General features: G+C 61.9%; 17 protein-coding genes. 2 read left to right on the top strand and 15 right to left on the bottom strand.

From position 1 onward, the window contains the following. Positions 1-165 precede the first annotated feature (165 nt). The 15 genes from ACX3M4_RS10540 to ACX3M4_RS10470 all read right to left on the bottom strand — a co-directional run bounded on the left by ACX3M4_RS10540 (position 166) and on the right by ACX3M4_RS10470 (position 16053). On the bottom strand, positions 166-720 hold the full coding sequence (locus ACX3M4_RS10540; protein WP_459358536.1) for a hypothetical protein: 555 nt from the start codon (positions 718-720) through the stop codon (positions 166-168). A gap of 23 nt (positions 721-743) precedes the next feature. Next, on the bottom strand, positions 744-2063 hold the full coding sequence (gene ribB / locus ACX3M4_RS10535; protein ID WP_459358535.1) for a 3,4-dihydroxy-2-butanone-4-phosphate synthase: 1320 nt from the start codon (positions 2061-2063) through the stop codon (positions 744-746). A 69-nt stretch (positions 2064-2132) separates the two neighbouring features. Continuing rightward, a complete protein-coding gene (locus ACX3M4_RS10530) occupies positions 2133-3245 on the bottom strand; it encodes a class I SAM-dependent methyltransferase (protein ID WP_459358534.1) in 1113 nt (370 codons plus the stop codon). A 13-nt stretch (positions 3246-3258) separates the two neighbouring features. After that, a complete protein-coding gene (locus ACX3M4_RS10525) occupies positions 3259-4491 on the bottom strand; it encodes a class I SAM-dependent RNA methyltransferase (RefSeq protein ID WP_459358533.1) in 1233 nt (410 codons plus the stop codon). Positions 4492-4686: 195 nt separating this feature from the next. Then, positions 4687-5427, bottom strand: coding sequence for a TlyA family RNA methyltransferase (locus ACX3M4_RS10520; protein WP_459358532.1), 741 nt, complete (start codon positions 5425-5427; stop codon positions 4687-4689). A 10-nt stretch (positions 5428-5437) separates the two neighbouring features. After that, entirely contained in the window at positions 5438-5572 is a 135-nt protein-coding gene (locus tag ACX3M4_RS10515; RefSeq protein ID WP_459358531.1) for a hypothetical protein, read from the bottom strand. 26 nt (positions 5573-5598) lie between these two features. After that, positions 5599-6225, bottom strand: coding sequence for an SCO family protein (locus ACX3M4_RS10510; RefSeq protein ID WP_459358530.1), 627 nt, complete (start codon positions 6223-6225; stop codon positions 5599-5601). 65 nt (positions 6226-6290) lie between these two features. Next, the gene (locus tag ACX3M4_RS10505) at positions 6291-6842 is read right to left on the bottom strand and encodes a copper chaperone PCu(A)C (protein ID WP_459358529.1); all 552 of its coding nucleotides are present in this window, start codon (positions 6840-6842) and stop codon (positions 6291-6293) included. 38 nt (positions 6843-6880) lie between these two features. After that, positions 6881-7276 (bottom strand): hypothetical protein, encoded by a 396-nt coding sequence (locus tag ACX3M4_RS10500; protein ID WP_459358528.1) that lies wholly within the window; start codon positions 7274-7276, stop codon positions 6881-6883. 59 nt (positions 7277-7335) lie between these two features. Continuing rightward, positions 7336-8754: an MFS transporter gene (locus ACX3M4_RS10495; protein ID WP_459358527.1), complete on the bottom strand. Its 1419-nt coding sequence runs from the start codon at positions 8752-8754 to the stop codon at positions 7336-7338. A gap of 224 nt (positions 8755-8978) precedes the next feature. Beyond that, positions 8979-10898, bottom strand: coding sequence for a 1-deoxy-D-xylulose-5-phosphate synthase (gene dxs, locus ACX3M4_RS10490; RefSeq protein WP_459358526.1), 1920 nt, complete (start codon positions 10896-10898; stop codon positions 8979-8981). A 386-nt stretch (positions 10899-11284) separates the two neighbouring features. Then, positions 11285-12433, bottom strand: a complete 1149-nt coding sequence (locus tag ACX3M4_RS10485; RefSeq protein ID WP_459358525.1) for a helix-turn-helix transcriptional regulator — start codon at positions 12431-12433, stop codon at positions 11285-11287. Positions 12434-12807: 374 nt separating this feature from the next. After that, on the bottom strand, positions 12808-13056 hold the full coding sequence (locus ACX3M4_RS10480) for an exodeoxyribonuclease VII small subunit (protein ID WP_459358524.1): 249 nt from the start codon (positions 13054-13056) through the stop codon (positions 12808-12810). 188 nt (positions 13057-13244) lie between these two features. Continuing rightward, the gene (locus ACX3M4_RS10475) at positions 13245-14174 is read right to left on the bottom strand and encodes a histone deacetylase family protein (RefSeq protein ID WP_459358523.1); all 930 of its coding nucleotides are present in this window, start codon (positions 14172-14174) and stop codon (positions 13245-13247) included. Positions 14175-15057: 883 nt separating this feature from the next. Further along, entirely contained in the window at positions 15058-16053 is a 996-nt protein-coding gene (locus ACX3M4_RS10470; protein ID WP_459358522.1) for an L-threonylcarbamoyladenylate synthase, read from the bottom strand. Between the two features lie 234 nt (positions 16054-16287). Between ACX3M4_RS10470 and ACX3M4_RS10465 the strand changes: the two genes are divergently transcribed. Both ACX3M4_RS10465 and ACX3M4_RS10460 read left to right on the top strand, forming a co-directional pair. Further along, positions 16288-18069 (top strand): acyl-CoA dehydrogenase, encoded by a 1782-nt coding sequence (locus ACX3M4_RS10465; protein WP_459358521.1) that lies wholly within the window; start codon positions 16288-16290, stop codon positions 18067-18069. 19 nt (positions 18070-18088) lie between these two features. Continuing rightward, positions 18089-18832, top strand: coding sequence for a crotonase/enoyl-CoA hydratase family protein (locus tag ACX3M4_RS10460; RefSeq protein ID WP_459358520.1), 744 nt, complete (start codon positions 18089-18091; stop codon positions 18830-18832). The last annotated feature ends 186 nt before the right edge of the window (positions 18833-19018 follow it).

Genomic DNA, 19018 nt, shown 5'->3' with positions numbered 1-19018 from the left:
TCAAGCCTCTCCTTCGTCATCCCGGACGGAGCGAAACGTAGATCGGGGACCGGAGAGCCGGCGTCTATACACGGACCGGTTCGAAACAGCTGCATGCGGCTCCCCGGTCCCGGCTCGCGCGTTGCCTGGTCGGGCTGACGATGGAAATTCGCGATTGAACGATATTCAGACAAACTTGAAGGAACGGATGCGGCTGAGGATTTCGTCCGGGTCGGCCGCGAGCGTGTGCAGGTTGATGGCGATCAGTTCGCGCCCGTGCTCACGTGGTATGCGCTTCCAGTTGCGCATCATGAACTTTTTCCAGACCGGGAAGGTCTGCGCCTTGGCGACAGCATCATTGAGCGGGCGGGTGAGGAGAACGTCCAGCCTGACCTGGTCGCGGTTGCGCACCTTGTTGTGCTTGACGTCGGTCATGCGAATGGCCGCCCAGTCGATGAAGCCGATCCGTTCGACGTAGAGCCCGTCCTCATTAGCGCCGAGTTGAGGTTTTCCATTTTCGACCATCGGAAAGTGCCAATAGGCGATGGCGATCGGGGCGATAGCCGCGAAGGCCAGCAGCGGCAGGCCGCCGGCAACACCGATGGCGGCAAAGAGCACGCCGAGAACGAGGCTGCCATACACGATGCCCGCGCTCTGGCCGCGGTTGAAGCCGACGGTGAAGGGCACCGGTACCGGCTTTTCGACTGCCTCTTTCTTGCCTGCAGCTTTCTTTGCCGCCATGAGGATCACCCCTTTCGGGATCCTCAGGCGTCGAGGATCTCCGTCTCGTCAATCTTGATGTCGAAACCTTCCAGCCCGACGTAATGCCGTTCGCGAGAGGCCAGAAGGCGGATGGAGCTGACGCCGAGGTCCTTCAGGATCTGGGCGCCCAGTCCAACCTCCCGCCATTGTTCCTGTCTGGCTTGCGCGGAGCTGTGCTCCTCGGTATCTGCAGCTTCAAAGTCGGATCTTGCCCGCTTGGATTGCCGTGCGACGCCAACCGAGCCCTCGCGCAGATAGACGATCACGCCCCGGCCGCGTTCGGCAAAATGCTTCATGATCTGGTCGAGCGGCTGGGTGCCGCCGAAGACATCGTCAAGCACGGATTCAAGCTGCAGCCGCACCGGCACGCTGCGGCCATCGAGAATGTCGCCATAGACGATGGCCAGATGGTGCATCGGGTCATAGGGGGTGGAGTAGGTCATGGCATAGGCGGGGCCGTGGACCGTGTCGACCGGCTGTTCGTTGACCCGTTCGACCATGCGCTCGGTACGCTGGCGCCAGGCGATGAGGTCGGAGACCGATACCATCTTCAGGTCGAACTCGGCGGCGAATTCCGCCACCTGGCTGCCGCGCTTGACGGTGCCGTCGTCATTGACGAGCTCGCTGATGACACCGACCTGTTCCAAACCCGCAAGCCGGCAGAGATCGACGGCAGCTTCCGTGTGGCCGGAGCGGATCATCACGCCGCCTTCCTTGGCGACCAGCGGGAAGATGTGGCCGGGTCGGACGAAGTCCTCGGCGCCGACATTGGAATTGGCCAGCGCCCGCACGGTGGAGCAGCGTTCCTCGGCCGAGATGCCGGTGGTCAGGCCCTGGCGGTAATCGACGGAGATGGTGAAGGCGGTGGCGAGCGGCGCGTCGTTTTCGGCGACCATCGGGTCGAGCCTGAGGCGCCTTGCATTGGCAACCGTCATTGGCGCGCAGATGATGCCGGAGGTGTGACGGACCATGAAGGCCATCTGTTCAGGCGTGACCTTGGACGCGGCAACGATCAGGTCGCCTTCGTTCTCACGGTCGTCATCGTCGGTCACGACCACCATTTCACCGCGTTCGAATGCGCGGATTGCTTCTGCGACACGGGCCTGGGACACGGGATGCTCCTTGGTTGTAGACAGTCCGAGAAAATCGTTGGGTGTGACGGCGCCATTGGTGGCGATGGCGATCTTGCGGGCCATGTCGCGCGAGACCCAGACATTGGGGTCGTTGCAAAGCGCGGTGACGGAGGCAGGCGACAGGTTGGCGCGGCGCGCGAAGGCGCTGCGGCTTTCCCCTGTCTGCAAGAGCCATAGATCCAATCTCATGAGGCCGATATAGACCCGTTCGATTTCAGCCTCAAGAGAAATTGGGGAAATTTTCAGTAATACTGAACATCAGTCGCTTTTGATAAACTCGGCGACGCGCGAGACGAAGGCCGGTGTCATCCAGCGCTCCTCGAGACCGCTTCCGGCACAGAGCCCGGTCAGATCCTCAGCAAGATAAGAGGTAAAATAGGGTTCGTGAAAAAGCTGCGGGAAGACCGACAGCAGACCGTCATAATCCGGCACGTCGCCGGTCTGAAGGCTGTCGACGAAGAGGAATGATCCACCTGGCTTCAGCACCCGTGCGACCTCCGCAATCACCTGGCGCCGCACCTTCGGCGGCAGCTCGTGGAAGAGGAAGACGCAGGAGACGACGTCGAGCGAGGCATCAGCAAAGGGAAGGTTCTCGGCCATCGCCGTGACGAAGCGGGCACGCCGGGAGGGCAGGCGCTCGCGGGCGACATTGAGATAAGGCTCCGACAAGTCAATCCCGGTTCCCGTCAGACGCGGAAAGGCGGAAAGTGCGGGCCGCAGCAGTCCGCCGGTACCGCAGGCAATGTCGAGATAGGCGAGCTTGCGCTGGTCCTTCTGCCGGAGGATGCGGGCAAACGGCACCAGGGCACGTCGGCGCATCGCGGCCGTCGCGCCGGAAAAGAGCACGTCCACCTGGAAATCGTAGAGCCGGGCGCTTTCTTCCGACAGCCAGCCGTCGGTCTGGAAATGGAAGTTCTGCCGGTAGTAGCGTGGCAGGGCGGTTGCAAAACCGTCCGGCTCGCCGTTGACCTCCTGATGGGCACCGGTTGCCCGGCGGCGGGCGACTGCCGGCACGTCCTTGAAGAAGGCGCGGCTGGTGGCGATCAGTTCACGCGGGCTCATGGTGCCGTCGGACGGCATCGGGTAGAGCCCGTCCTCGACCGCCTTCAGGTCTTCAGCAAACAGTTTGACGATATCGGACAGCATGCGCCGCTGGCTCGGGACAGGCCCCTCCGGAACGATTTCGGGCGTTTCCGGCAGGTCCTTCTTCAGCTCCCGGTTCATCCGGCGCATGGCCTCGGAATGAAGCGTATAGAGCGCGACCCGGCTGCCCTGGTAAAGCGCATAGCGGGTGCGCCGGGCAAGGCTCAGAAGCGGCGACAGGGAGCGGGAACCCGTTGAAGGTCCGAAGTCCTCATCCGCTGCGCTCATGGCATTCACTCCGTCAGGGTCTCGTCAGCACCGCCACTGCCTCAATATGGGGCGAATAGTGGAACTGGTCCACCGGTGTGACGCTTTGCAGCACATATCCGCCGTCGATCAGGATTCTGAGATCCCGGGCAAGCGTTGCCGGATTGCAGGAGACGGCGACGATCGTCTTCACCTTCGAAGCAGCCAGTTGCTCGGCCTGGGCCTGTGCGCCTGCCCGCGGCGGATCGAAGACCACGGCCTCGAACGGCTCCAGTTCCTCGCGCACCAGCGGCCGGCGGGAAAGGTCCCGCCGTTCAAAAGTGACCTTCTTCAGTCCCTGGGGCTTGCGCAGGGCCTTGTCGAAGGCGGCAAGCGCCGCCGCATCGCCTTCCACCGCATGCACATTGGCCTGCCGTCCGAGACGCAGCGCAAAGGTGCCAACGCCGGAAAAGAGATCCGCAACGGTCTTGGCCTTGCCGACGCCCTTCAGGACGAGGCTTGCCAGTGCATCTTCGGCCGCGAGTGTCGCCTGGGTGAAGCCACCGGGTGCTGCAACGATACCGACGCCGCCCATGTCGAGCAGGGGCGGGCGCACTTCCAGGATAACCTCGCCATTGACCGACAGCCGGGCCAGATCCTGCTCGACCACTTTCTGGGAAAGGGCCGGGATCTTGCGGTCGTAGTTCTTGTCGGCATTGTCGATGGCGATGTCGAGACCGGCGGTGGTTGCCAGCACGGTCAGGCGCAGATCGCCCTTTTTCGGCATCACCTCGGCAGCGAGCGCCTTCAGGCCCGGCAATGCCTTGACGATCACCTGGTCCAGAACCGGGCACTCGCGGATGTCGACCAGCCGGTGGCTGGCCTTCTCGTGATAGCCGAGCAGCGTGTGGCGTCCGGCACGGGTCGCGGTCAGCACGGCCCGGCGGCGGCCGCCGGCGGTCGCCGCAACGGTTGGCGCAATCTCGGTCTGGATGCCCCGGTCCCTGAGCGCCTTTTCGACGAGGCCGCGTTTCCAGGCAAGGTAAGGCTCTTCGGCCAGGTGCTGCACGGAGCAGCCGCCGCAGGCGTCATAGTGCCGGCAGACCGGCTCGATCCGCTCGGGCGACGCCGTTTCGATTACTGGGTCTTGCGCCCGGCCGTTGTCGACCTTGGCCCGGACAATCTCGCCGGGCAGGGCGCCGGCCACGTAAACCGGCCCGGTCTCCGTCTCGGCAACGCCGTCGCCGCGGTGACCGAGCGTGGTGATCCTGATCTCTCTCTCGCTCATGGGCGAGCGATAGCGCCAAGCGGGGGAATGAGCAAGTCCTGAACAAAGGGAACAAACTCCTCCTACCTCATCCTGAGGAAGGCCGCAGGCCTGTCTCGAAGGATGGGCAGCACGTTCCGAACAAGCGGCCCATCCTTCGAGACAGCGCTCACGCGCTTCCTCAGGATGAGGGAGGGGGAAGAACGCTTCAGCCTGTCAGCCGGTCTTCTTCCCGTAGAGCAGCCATTCCGCATTGCCGTCGCCGCCCTTGACCGGGGAGGGGATCAAGTCGCCCGCCTGCCAGCCAGGGACCGTACCGAGCCAGGCCTTGAGGTCTTCTGCCGTTTCTTCCGCGACTTCCGGATCGACCAGTCCCCCCTTGCCGATCCGCTCCCGGCCCGCCTCGAATTGCGGCTTCACCAGGAAGACGCCTTCCGCGCCCGGAGCCGCCAGGCTGAGGGCCGGAGGGAGTGCAAGTTTGAGCGAGATGAAGCTGACGTCTGAGACAAGCAGTGACGGCCGGTCGCCGGAAAGGTGGTCCGGTGTGAGGTCGCGGGCATTGAGACCGTCCTGCGCCCGGACCTTCGAATGGCCCTGAAGGCTTTCGTGCAGTTGGTCGTGGCCGACATCGATGGCGTGCACAAGGTCCGCGCCCCGTTCCAGCAGAACCTGCGTAAAGCCGCCGGTGGACGCGCCGATGTCTAGGCAGATGCGGCCGGACGGGTCGATTTCGAAGCGGTCCAGGCCTTCGATCAGCTTCAGTGCGGCGCGGCTGACATAGCCGGCGGCGGGGTCCTCGACAATGATCCTGGCGCCGGCATCGGTCTTCTGGGACGGTTTAGTCGAGACCGCCCCATTCACCGAGACGGTGCCGCGCAGGATGGCGTCGCGGGCACGGGCGCGGCTCGGGAAATGACCCGTGTCGACGAGATGCTGGTCGAGACGCTGTTTGGACATCGAAGGGAAATCAGAAGCAGCCGGCGATGGCGGAGATGAGCCGGTCGACATAGACGCGCTCGCCCGCATAGACCCACAGCAGCGCTGACAGCGCGACGAGACCCGTCGCGCCGGCACCGAGGCCTATATAGAGCGGTCTGCCCATGGTTTCCGGTTCTCTCCAGACAGCGTTCAGGAGGAGGCGGGCGCGTTGCCGATCAGGCGGCGCAGCTTGCCGAGCGCTGTTTCCTCGTCTTCCTGATAGGCGATTGTACCGACGAATTTGTTGTCGGCATTCATCAGATAGATCGCCGCGGAATGGTCCATCGTATAGTCGCCATCGTCAAGAGGCACTTTCTTGGCATAGACCCGGTAAGCCTTCAGCATGGCGTCGACCTGTTCCTGAGAGCCGCTCAGCGGCACGACCCGCTTGTCGAAGGCCCAGACGTAGTCGCGCATGATCTCCGGCGTATCGCGTTCCGGATCGACGGTCACGAAGGCGTAGTTCAGCTTGTTCGCATCGGGTCCGAGCTGAGACATCCAGCCCTGCAGTTCCGAAAGCGTCGTCGGGCAGACATCCGGACAGAAGGTGAAGCCGAAGAAGAACAGGGTCGGCTTGCCGGCAAAGGTTTTTTCCGTGACGGTCTGACCTGAACCGTCGACCAGTTCGAACGGTCCGCCGATGGCGGCCAGCGGTTCGATCAGGGCGCCGGACGTGTCGTTGCCCAAAGTCTGCTTGTAGACGAGAACGCCGGAAGCGACGGCAAGGACTGCAACCGCAGCCCAGGCCACATAGCGGAAGAGTTTGATACCAGACATGGAGGTTCTCCTGAGGAAGCCCTCCGCATTCCGGCGAACGCGAAGGGCGTCAAATGTTTGATCGATCAGTTCTTGCTCTGGTCGGTGTTGCCGTGGTCCATGCTGCCATGATCCATTTTGCTGTGATCCATATCGCCGTGACCCGCGTCGCCGCCGTCCGGCGACTTCGCGCCCATTTTTTCGACGGCAAGTTCGACGGCGACGTCGCCGGCCTTCTCGAAGGTCAGCACCACTGGAACCCGCGTACCTTCCTGGAAAGGCTCGCTGATGCCCATGAACATGATGTGGTATCCGCCCGGCTTGAGGGCAACGGTTTCTCCGGCCGGGAGATCGACGCCGTCTTCTACCGGACGCATGGTCATGACGCCGTCATTGACCGCCATTTCGTGGATTTCGACCTTGGCGGCTGCGTCCGAGCTCACACCGATCAGCCGGTCGGCTTCCGCTCCTGAATTGACGATCTCGACAAATCCACCACCAGCTTTTGCATTTGGCGGCGTGGCGCGGGTCCACGGGTGATTAAGCGTCAGGTCGCCTGCCTTGTAATCGTGAGCAAAGGCGGACAGGGAGACGAGGGTGAGGGCCGCGGCGGCGGCAACGGATTTCCAGTGGTTCATTTTGAATGTCCTTGAAGTCTGAGAGTGATTGACTGCTGTCAGTTCAAGGAAACGGGCGGTGCCCGGATGGCGCGCGTTTGTGCGGGCCGAGGCAGCGCCGACTGGAATGTGGCCGGTGCGGCAAAGGAGTTGGCATGGTCGCGATGCTGGATCGCCAGGGCCGCGTGCGAAGCCATGCAGGGTGCCGTCGCGCAACCATGGGCGCAGACCGGGCCGCAATGACAGGAAAGCGGGTCGTGGGACGCGGAAAGTGGCTGTGCCTGCTTCGATGGTTCGCAGAGGCCGGAGAGGCCTGCGGCGAAACTCGCGTCCGGTGTCAGCGCACCGGCCAGGACAAGGAGGCCAAGACGCACCACGAAGGCAAGCATTGCCAGGGCCACCAGCGGGTGGCGTTCCTGACGCAGCAGCTGCAATCTGGTGAGGCCCTGTTTCATGCTGCCGCTATAGGCCGATTGGCGTTGTCTGTCGAGGGACGAAAGGGCGCAGGGGACCGTCAACCTGCCTTCGGACCCGGCTCCCTGCCTGTCTGTTCACCCGTTAGGTCTGCTGCGCTTCTGTCCGCCGCATCCGTTCCTGCGGACGCGTCTTTCGGGTCTGCATCATGAGGTTCGTGGGTGGCCTCGAAATTGTAGATGTCGTCCTCATAGGCCGGAAACTCTTCCGGCGGGATGACATATTCCTCGCTCGCCGCATCGAGCGGCTCGGCGGAAATGACGGTGCCGACCTGAGCGGTGGAGGCATATTCGAAGTCGGTCTTTTCGGCGGCGCTCGGGGCCTGGCGGGTAAGGACACGGGCGAGAATGAAGGCAACCATCGCGACATTGGCGCCGATGATCATGATGTAGAGCCCCGAAGGGCCGGTTTGGCTCATGATCAGCGACGCAATGAGCGGTCCGGCGATGGAGCCGATGCCGAAGGACAGCAGCATGCCGGAGGAGGTGGCAACGAAATCCTCCGAGGCTGCGTGGTCGAAGGCGTGTGCGACCGTGATGGCGTAAAGCGGTTGAACGGCCATGCCCATGACGAAGGCGCTCAGCATGATCAGGGAAACATCTTCGATATCGACCGACACGATGACTGCCGCAACGGCGGCCGTCGCGATGCCGAGGCCGGCGATTACCAGGCGCCGGTCGATCATGTCGGAGAGCCGGCCCACCGGCCATTGCGCGATCAGGCCGCCACCGACAATGGCGGCTGCATAGAAGGCTGCCTGTTTTGTCGACAGGCCCACCTGTGAGCCGTAAAGCGGCGACAGGGTGAGGAGCGCGCCTTGCGAAGCGCCGACAAAAAGCACGCCGACGAAGGCCGCCGGCGAGTTCTTGTAAAGCTTCGCGGGCTGGAAGCGCACCAGTGTGATCGGGGCGGGTTGGGTGGATGTTGTCAGGGAAACCGGCATGACCGCCAGGCTGACCATGACCGAGGCGATCGCGAAGGGAATGAAATCGGCGATGTTCATCGCGGCGATCGAGACCTGGCCCATCATCAGCGCCGCGAACAGGATGACGATGTAGATCGACATGACTGTGCCGCGGTTCTCGTTGGAGGCGCTTTCATTGAGCCAGCTTTCCACGATCATGTAAAAGCCGGCGAGACAGAAGCCGGACACCAGGCGGATCACCATCCAGGCATAAGGATCGATGAGCACCGGATGCAGGATTGCGGCGGCCGACATCACCGAGACCAGCGCGGCAAAGGCGCGAATATGGCCCGCGCGCATGATGACCAGCGGCGCTCCAAGGCAGCCGAGCACCATGCCGAAGAAATAGGCCGATGAGACCAGGCCGATCTCGAAATCGGAGAAATAGAAGCGGTCTGCGGCGAGCGGCAGAAGTGTCGTCTGCAACCCGTGCCCGAAGATCAACAGGGCGACGGATAACAGGAGGGCGGACACGGAGAGGAGGGTCTGAGCCATGGCTGCTTCCTGACGAGGGACTGGCAGACACTCCTGTCGGAGCCTCGCCTGCCCAGGGCCGCAATAAAACAAAGGCGCCGGTTTCAACCCGGCGCGCTCGCTCTTTGCACCCAGCCTTTTCAGGTCTGGCCGCTCCTGTCAATCATGATTGAAATTCACTCCCCAGCCGAAACCGGAGCCATGTTTCCCGGCACCGGCGCAGAGGAGCCGTTTCCTGAAAAGCCTCAGGCGCGCTGCGGCGCGCTGACCGTGGCGGTACCGAGCGCGGTGAAGACCGTCTTCAGGATGCCGTCGCAGGTAAGTCCGGCCCGCGCATACATCACGTCGGGCTTGTCATGGTCGAGATAGCTGTCCGGCAGGCTCAAGACACGAACTTTCAGGCCGTTGTCCAGCAGCCCTTCCTCGGCCAGACGCGTCAACACGTGGCTGCCGAAACCGCCAGCGGACCCTTCCTCCACGCTGACGAGTACCTCGTGCTCGCGCGCAAGACGGCGGATCATCTCCATGTCCAGCGGTTTGGCGAAACGGGCATCGGCGACCGTGGTGGAAAGGCCGGCGGCATCCAGTTCGTCGGCAGCCTTGAGGCATTCGCTCATGCGGCCGCCGAAATTGAGGAGCGCAACCTTGGTGCCTTCGCGGCGGATGACGCCCTTGCCGATTTCAAGGACGGTGCCGCGTTCGGGCAGATCCAGCCCGACGCCTTCGCCGCGCGGGTAACGGAACGAGATCGGGCCATCGTCATAGGCAACGGCCGTTGCCACCATGTGCCGCAGTTCGACCTCGTCGGCTGCGGCCATCACCACGAAGCCGGGCAGGCAGGTGAGGAACGCCGTGTCGAAGGCTCCCGCATGGGTCGGGCCGTCGGCACCGACCAGACCGGCGCGGTCGATCGGGAAACGCACCGGCAGGCCCTGGATCGCCACATCGTGGATCACCTGGTCGTAGGCGCGCTGCAGGAAGGTCGAATAGATGGCGGCAAATGGTTTGAGACCTTCGGTGGCAAGACCGGCGGCGAAAGTGACCGCGTGCTGTTCGGCAATGCCGACGTCGAAGGTGCGCGCTGGAAAAGCTTCGCCGAAGAGATCGAGACCGGTGCCGTCGGGCATGGCGGCGGTAATGGCGACGACCTTGTCGTCGTTCTCCGCTTCCTTGATCAGGGACGTCGCGAAAACGTTGGTGTAGCTCGGTGCATTGGCCTTGGGCTTGGCCTGCTTGCCGGTGACGACGTCGAACTTGGCAACGCCGTGATATTTGTCCCTGGCGCCCTCCGCCGGTGCATAGCCCTTGCCCTTTTGTGTGACCGCATGGATCAGCACCGGTCCATGATGATTGTCGCGTACATTCTTCAGGACTGGCAGAAGGTGCTCCAGGTTATGGCCGTCGACGGGACCGACATAATAGAAGCCGAGCTCCTCGAACAGCGTGCCTCCGGTCCAGAAGCCGCGGGCATATTCCTCCGCCCGGGCCGCTTTTTCGAAGACGGGCTTGGGCAGGTTCTTGACGAGGTTCTTGGCCGCGTCGCGCAAGGTCTGGTAGGTGGGGCCCGACACCAGCTTGGCAAGATAGGCGGACATGGCCCCGACCGGCGGGGCAATGGACATGTCGTTGTCGTTGAGGATGACGATGAGCCGCGAGCCCAGATGGCCTGCGTTGTTCATCGCCTCATAGGCCATGCCGGCGGACATGGCACCATCGCCGATCACGGCGATGACATTGTTGTTGCCGCCCTTCAGATCCCGCGCGGCGGCCATGCCGAGGCCGGCGGATATCGACGTCGAGGAATGAGCCGCCCCGAACGGGTCGTAAGGGCTTTCGGCGCGTTTGGTGAAGCCGGACAGGCCATTGCCCTGGCGCAGCGTGCGGATGCGGTCCCGGCGCTCGGTAAGTATCTTGTGCGGGTAGCACTGGTGTCCGACATCCCAGATGAGCTTGTCGTCCGGCGTGTTGAAGACGTAATGCAGCGCGACGGTGAGTTCGACGACTCCGAGTCCGGCCCCCAGATGCCCCCCGGTGATCGACACGGCGTCGATTGTCTCGGCGCGCAATTCGTCGGCGAGCTGCCGCAGATCGGCCTCCCCGAGCTGGCGCAGGTCGGCCGGCGAGATCACTTTGTCGAGGAGAGGGGTATCGGGCTTGGAAGTCACTCTGGAGATGGCTCCATGATTTGAAACTGGCGGGCAGGCATACACCAACCGGATATAGGGCGCAAATGCGGTCAGCGGAATGCGCCAAATTGGCCCCCGTTACGCGCGGGGAAAGGGCTGTCCGAACCGTTTGCATGCCTAAATTAAAAGTTGACTTTGCAGATTGCGTGCAACTTTTCACGAAAATGCGCTCAATCACCCGTTTGGGTGATGCATCTCGGGAAGATCTGGCCTAATGGAATGGTCGTGGTCGATGGGGCCACGTGCACAGTGATCAACTTGGGGTCGCAGTTCGCGGCCCCATTTTTTGTGGACCTGCTGCTGACCGTAGTGCCGAAACGATAAGGCCTATTGCTTCCCATAGTCGGCAGAGACCACTCTGCTTCTCAGAACAGCTTCGCCAGCCGGTGCACCAGCCGCGCAAGCTGTAGTTGTGTGTGGGCGCCCGTCTTTTCATAAATGCGGCGCAGGTGCGTCTTGGCCGTATTCCGGGTGATGCCGAGGCTTTCGATGGTGGCGTGCATGGAGCCGGACACAGTCAGCTGACGGGCGAGATGGGCCTCCGACTGGGAAAGGTCGTAATGGCTCTGCAGGCAATCTTCGACGGCTTCGGAAACGTCAGCGGTTTCGCGCACGCGCAACAGGAACCAGGGGGACACGGGCATCGTCTCGTCTTGCGGAGGATTGACGGCCTCAATGGATATTCGTTTCAGGAAGCCGTCGGGCGTCGCAACGAATACGGACCTGACATCGGCATTCGCTACCGCCCCGTTCTCATCCGGAGCGGGCGAGGGGTCTGCATCCGGACTGTCCATCTTGGAGCGATACGCCGCTAGTAAGTCTGACAGGCAGGTCTCGATCTGCTTGTTCTTGAAGACCAGCGTGTGGCGGCGCGCATAGCCGGCATCCAGCTCGGTCAGCGCCTCGACGCCGGAGGCGGTCTGGATGAGGATGCGCCGTCCGGCATCAATCAGAACGGCCGGGCCAGCCATCGCCGAGACGAACACCTGGTTTGCCTCGGCCTTTGTACGTTCTTCCTGGAGTTGAAACTGGATCTTCAGCCCGGGCGACAGGGCCTGAACAATCTTCCGGAACGTATCGCTGGCAACCGCAACGTCAATTGTCGCCGGCGTGTGTGTGATGAACAGGCAGCCGAAAAGGACCGTATGACCTTCCGTCCGCCAGATAGGCGAGATCAGCCCCGGCGACGATTGCAAAACTGTGTGAGCAACCGGTTCGCTTGCGGTATCCGTGGCACTGAAATCGGCCGGCCAGGCAGCCGGGTCCCGTAATGTCCGTCCGCCGGCAAGTGAGGTCTTGCAATAGGGGTAGAAAAGGGAAGCTTCCGAAAGCAGGAAGTGCAGGGCGCTTCGGCCGCCCTCGGTCTCGATCCGGTGCAACACGGAGCCGATTTCATTTGCGGCCTGGAGACCGCCGAATTGCGGTTGCGGCGCACCATTCTCATCGAACGCCGCGAGAAAGGAGCGGCAGGTCAGCTTTTGATCGATGAATTCCAGAACTTGCTGCCAACCCAAGGATTGCGAGGAGCACTCAAGAACTCGCATAAGTAGATTTGCTAGGTCAATTTCACTGAGTGCGGGCATGCCAAGTAGGATCTACTAACTATTACATACAAACCTCTTCTCCATCCAAATATTTATAGCAATATGTCACTTGCATGGCAATGGAAGGTCTGAAAGGAACTTTCAGATAAGTGTTCGGATGACGTCGAGTGAATTCCGTCAGTTGAAGATGACGGCCGATTCATGTTTTGGGAAAAGAGCTTCGCCGAATATTATCCGTGCAGGGCCGTCGTTTAAGATGCTGAAGAAAACGATCTTCAGGCCGGCAGACTTTGATTGATGCGGTCTATGTCGCGGCGTGGAAGTGTTCTTCCGCGTCTTGCCGTCTATTGCGGATCGAGTGCTTCCGTTCCGCCGGCTTCGCCGTTCTGGCCCAGCTGGATCTTCTCCACCTTCGCTTCGGCCGATTTCAGAAGCGCGTCGCAGTGCTTGCGAAGGGCATCGCCCCGTTCATACATGTCGATGCTGCGCTCCAGGGGAACGTTGCCCTGTTCCAGTTCCCGCACGATGGTTTCCAGCTGCTTGAGTGCCTCTTCGAAGGAAAGGCCGGAAATGTCGTTGGCAGCATCGGTCATTTGTAGGCTTCCGTCTGTCTGTGCATGTGGATCTGGGGCAAACTTGCGGGCCTTGCGCCCAAGGTCAAGGTTTCATTTCGGTCCCTGACCTGTCTTCCCCGTGCTTTTGGCAGCTGGATGTGGAGCTTCAACATGACCAGGGACCACCTGTTGAGGCTTCACATCCAGCCGCAATAGAGGTGCTGCTGTCAGCCCGTCATCAGGGTCATGACGTGGGCGGCTGTCGAGCGGGCCAGTCCCTCAAGGTCGTAACCGCCTTCAAGCACCGAGATCAGATGGCCGTTGCCGTGCCGGTCGGCCACATCCATCAGGACCCGTGTCGCCCAGGCAAAATCGGCTTCGACCAGATTGAGGCCGCCGAGGGGATCGCGCATATGGGCGTCGAAGCCGGCAGAAATGATCACCAGTTCCGGCGCAAAGTCTTCAAGCCGTGGCAGGAGAACAACCTCGAAGGCTTCCTTGAAACCCGCGCCGTCCTCACCTGGCGCAAGTGGCACGTTGACGATCGTGTTGGCCGTTCCCGTTTCCGACGCTCCGCCCGATCCGGGATAAAGCGGCATCTGGTGGGTCGAACAGTACATGACCGTTGCATCGTCCCAGAAGATGTCCTGGGTGCCGTTGCCGTGGTGCACGTCGAAATCGACGATCGCCACGCGGCCAAGACCGTATTTCTCCTGGGCATAGCGCGCGGCGATGGCGGCATTGTTGAAGAAGCAGAAGCCCATTGCCCGGTCTTTTTCCGCATGGTGGCCAGGTGGGCGCGACGCGGAGAAGGCGTTGTTCACCTTCTTCGTCAAGACTTCGTCCACAGCGCGGCAGGCTCCGCCGACACCGCGCAGGGCTGCCTCCCAGGTGCCGGGCGACATGGTCGTATCCGCATCGACACGCGCCGTGCCTTCGCTGGGGGCCAGCCGGTGGATCTGGTCGACATAGCTCATCGGGTGGGCGCGGGCGATATCCTCCACCGTGCCCATCGGTGCCAGGTCGCGCTCAACAGACTGGAATTTCTCGTGTTCCAGGATCCTGTCGATCGCCCGGATCCGGTCCGGACGCTCCGGATGGCCCACAGGTGTCAGATGATCGAGATAGGACGGATGGTTGAGGATCAGCGTAGACAAGGGCGTTTCCGGAAAGGCAATTGTTATTGGTTCATCGCGCATCTGAGCGGTTGTGCGGCGGACTGTCAATTGCTGCCGGCGATTTCGCGCCGGCTCGCAAAACCGTGGTCCGGAAAGATCGCCGGATGTGACCTCAGAGGGAGAGCTCCGTCATTGAATGAGTGGAAGGGCGCGCTTTTAGAGCACGTCGCAAAAAAGTGGTTTCCGGGCTTTTCGCAAAAAGACGTGCGTCAAGAAAGAGGTAAAGCGGGTCGCGTGAATTCAAATGAACGCGACACGCTTTAACGGTTGCCCGGGGCCTATCTTCGGACGTCTGAATGCATCCATCGTGGCGGATCTGGAAGGTTCATGCTGAGCGGAATGGCAGTGCGCTGGAGACGCGGCTGATGCGATCCATCCCGAACTGTCACGCAAAAGAGGCAGCGGTGAAATCGCCGGTCCCCGGAACTCCGTCTCAAAAAAAGGGGCCGGCAAACTTGCCGGCCCTTCGTGAGGTGCGAGCACCGCAATGCCCGAGGGGAGGTCCGCTGCATCTCAAATCTGATTTTTAATCTACGTGATTCCAGTAAGGGAATGCGAGCTTTTTACCGTAATTCATTTGGGTCATGGTGTTGATAAGTTTGCAGTACACCCACACATCGGCAAATCTATTGTATGATTTGCTTAACCAAATCCCGGTTTCGCGTGTGGGCCTTGTTTGTCCGTTAAAGCGGAAACTTGGCCACTTCCGGTATTAACTTCAGGTGGTCCGGGTTCAACTTCCGCGGCAGCATAGGCACTTGAAATGCTGATTTTTAAGGCTTTTTATTTTTTTGATGAAGAAAACACCAAATGCACGAAAACCGAGCAGATTTCAGGTGGAATTTCCAGTCGCGCAGTCGCGTCAATCCCGTGGGGCGGCAGCCCGGTACAACCGGTCGTTGATGGCCTCGCCCAATCCAAAGTTGGGGATAAACTGGACCCTGATGGTGCGCACGCCCCTTGAATCCAGAAGGCGCATGGCATGGAACAGGTTCGCGGCCGCCTCTGTGAGGTTCCCCGTCGGGCTCAGATTGACCTCGGCAAGAGCCGTTTCGGCACCCGGCAGCGGTTCGGGACCAAAAGAAAGCAGGCCGTCCTCCGGAGTTGCTTCGCTGGCATTCAGCAACATTGACGCGTTGGGTGCATAGTGTGACACTAGCATTCCCGGCGCGGTGGGGGCGTCGGGGCCGATTGCCGCGTCGATCCCTTCCAGCGGAGCTCCTAAAATCCGTTCAACGTCCTCCCGGGCAAGTCCGCCGGGACGAAGCAGTCTGGCTGTTCCGTCGACAAGGCCGACAATCGTGGATTCGATCCCGACCTGGCACGGCCCGGCGTCAATGACGAAACTGAGCGACTGGCCGAGATCGGCAACGACATCCTCTGCCCGCGTCGGACTGATCTTTCCGGATCTGTTCGCGCTGGGAGCGGCAAGCGGCCGTCCGGTTCTTTCCGAGAGGAACCGCATCACCGGCCCGTCAGGCACCCGAAGGGCGACGCTGTCCAGTCCGGCAGTCGCCAGGTCGGAGATCGGCGAGGATTTCTGTTTCGGCATCACCAGTGTCAGCGGGCCTGGCCAGAAAGCTTCCGCAAGTTTCAACGCACGCGCGTCAAAGACACCATGAGCTTGTGCCGCCTCAAGCGACGGCAGGTGCGAGATCAGCGGATTGAAATGCGGCCGGCCTTTTGCCTCGAAGATCTTTGCACAGGCCATTCCATTGGTGGCGTCGGCTGCGAGACCATAGACCGTCTCGGTCGGCACAGCCACAAGCTCGCCAGCTTCCAATGCGGAGCACACGGCGACTGTTTCAGGCGCGTCCTGCCAGTCAGGGCTATCGATGTCGAGCGTCCAACGCTGCATGCTGCCAGTCTCTAAAAAGCCGTTCACTTCGAAACGCGGTCAAGGCATGCTGACCAAAAAGACGATGACCTGCCGCTGCGATACGGGTTGACGTTAACGTCAACTGGTCTATTGTCCGGTCAACTGCTGCCGATAGCGCCTTTTGCGGACAAGCTCCGCCGCCGTCAAGCTTGGAACAGCGAAAACAGCCATTCACCGGTATCAGAAGTGCCGGACGGTTTTGGGAGGACCTGAATGTACCGCGCCCCTGTCGATGAGATCGCCTTTACCCTGAAACAGGTCTGCGGCTTGAGCGACCTGCAGAAAAGCGACCGCCATGCCGAACTCGGCGACGATCTTGTCGATGCCATCCTGACCGAGGCCGGCCGTTTCGCCGCCGAGGAGATCGCCCCGCTGAATGCTGTCGCCGACAAGCACGGCACGCCGCTCAAGGACGGCAAGGTGTCGACGCCCCCGGGCTGGCGCGAGGCCTACCACGCCTGGATCGAAGGCGGCTGGAACGGGTTGACGGCCGACCCGGAGGCAGGCGGCCAGGGACTGCCGCAGATGCTGTCCGCCGCCGCGCTCGAAATGTGGAACTCCGGCTCCATGGCCTTTGCCATCGGCCCGACGCTGACCATCGGCGCCATCGAGGCAATGGAGAAACACGCTTCCGAAGAGCTCAAGGCGAAATACCTGGAAAAGCTGGTCAGTGGCGAATGGATGGGCACCATGAACCTGACCGAGCCGCAGGCCGGGTCCGATCTCAACGCCCTCAAGGCAAAAGCCGAGCGTCACGGCGACGGCACCTACCGCATCTTCGGTCAGAAGATCTTCATCACCTATGGCGATCACGACCTGACCGACAACATCATCCATATGGTGCTGGCACGCCTGCCGGATGCGCCGGCGGGAACCCGCGGTATCTCGCTGTTTCTGGTGCCGAAATTCCTGGTCAATGACGACGGCTCTCTGGGTGAGCGCAACGACGTCAAGGTGGCCGGTGTCGAACACAAGATGGGCATCCACGGTTCGCCGACCTGCACCATGGTTTATGGCGACGAGGGCGGCGCCATCGGCTGGCTGGTCGGCGAGGAAAATCGCGGCCTTGCCTGCATGTTCACGATGATGAACAACGCCCGCCTTGCCGTCGGCATCCAGGGCCTCGGCGTCGCCGAGCGCGCCTACCAGCATGCGCTTTCCTATGCGGTCGAGCGCAAGCAGGGCAAGGCGCCGGGGGACACGAGCGAGGGCATGAGCCCGATCGCCCGTCATCCCGATATCAAGCGCATGCTGCTCGGCATGAAGTCCCGCACGCAGGTTGCCCGGGCCATCTGCTATGCCTGCGCCCATGCCATCGACATGGCGAAGGTCGCCGAAGACGAAGCAGGCCGCACCTTCTGGAGCGAGCGTGCAAGCCTGCTGACACCGATCGCCAAGGCACTGTCGACCGATTTCGGCGTCGAAGTGGCCTCGCTCGGCGTCCAGATCCATGGCGGCATGGGTTTCATCGAGGAGACCGGCGCTGCCCAGCATCTGCGCGATGCCCGCATTGCCCCGATCTATGAGGGCACCAACGGCATCCAGTCCATCGACCTCGTCATGCGCAAACTGCCGCTGTCGGGCGGTGAGCACATCAAGGGTTTCATCGCGGAACTGCAGGCCATTGCCGACGAGGTCACCGCTTCCAACCGGCCGGACTTCGGCGCGGCGGCCGAGCGCCTCAGCGCAAGCATCAAGGACCTTGAAGAGGCGACCGGCTACATGCTGACCGCACAGTCCGAAGGCCGCGTGGCCGATGCGCTGGCAGGGGCAACGCCGTATCTGCGCGTTGCGGGTCTCACCCTCGGCGGTGCGCTGCTGGCCAAGGGCGCCTTGCGGTCATCAAGCGAACCGGCAGGCAAGCTCGCCGAGCGCACACTGCTTGCCCGGAACTTTTGCGAGACGACACTTGGCGAAACGGCAGGCCTCAAATCGGACATTCTCCTGTCCGCTGCCTCTATCCAGGCCTTCGATCCAGAAGCCCTGGCCTCCTGATCCGTCTTTGGAGATAGACATGATCCGCAAATCCCTCGAAGACGGCGTCCAGATCCTGCGTCTGGACCGGCTGGAGAAGAAGAACGCTCTCACCGGGCAGATGTACAGCGACCTCGCCGAGGCGCTGGAGGCCGGCAATACGGATGCGGGCATCCGCTGCCATCTCATCTGCGGCCTTCCGGAAGTCTTCACCGCCGGCAACGATATCGGCGACTTCCTGCAATATGCCGGCAAGACCGGCATCGACGAGACCCCGGTAGTCCGGTTCCTGCGTGCACTGGTGCGCAACGAGAAGCCGCTGGTCGCATCGATCGACGGCATCGCCATCGGCGTCGGCACGACGCTGCTGATGCATTGCGACATGGTCTTTGCCAGCCCGCGCGCCCTCATCCGCTCGCCCTTTGTCGATCTTGGCCTGGTGCCGGAGGCCGGTTCCAGCCTGCTCGGGCCCCAGATCATGGGCCCTGCGCGTGCCTTCGAGCTTTTGTGCCTCGGCAATGCCTTCTCGGCTGAGAAAGCCGCTGCTGCGGGTCTCGTCAACGAGGTCGTTGAGGGTGATGTCGATGCCGCCGCACTGGCCTGTGCAAAGGAGATCGCATCCAAGCCGCCGGAAGCCATGGCACTTTCCAGAAAGCTGCTGCGCGGCGACACGGACCAGCTTTCGGAGCGGGTGGAAAATGAAATCAAGATCTTCGCCAGCCGCCTCAGCGCCCCGGAAACCATCGCCGCCTTCCAGGCCTTCATGATGAAGAAGAAGGCCTGAACCACTTAACGCGAAAGTCATCCCCGCGAGCGGGGACCCAGGAAACTTCATAAGTTTCGCCTGACCAGATACGGCCCGGGAGTCCTGGGTCCCGGCTCGCGCTTCGCTTAATCGGGATGACAAAACGGAATTCGGTGCAGATCTTTGGTGCCAACCAACCACCGGCCTTAAGATCCGCGCCAGGCA

It is taken from the genome of Roseibium sp. M-1 (genome assembly GCF_054515675.1).
Note: the sequence above shows the minus strand (reverse complement) of the source record. Positions and strands in the feature narration are given on the sequence as shown.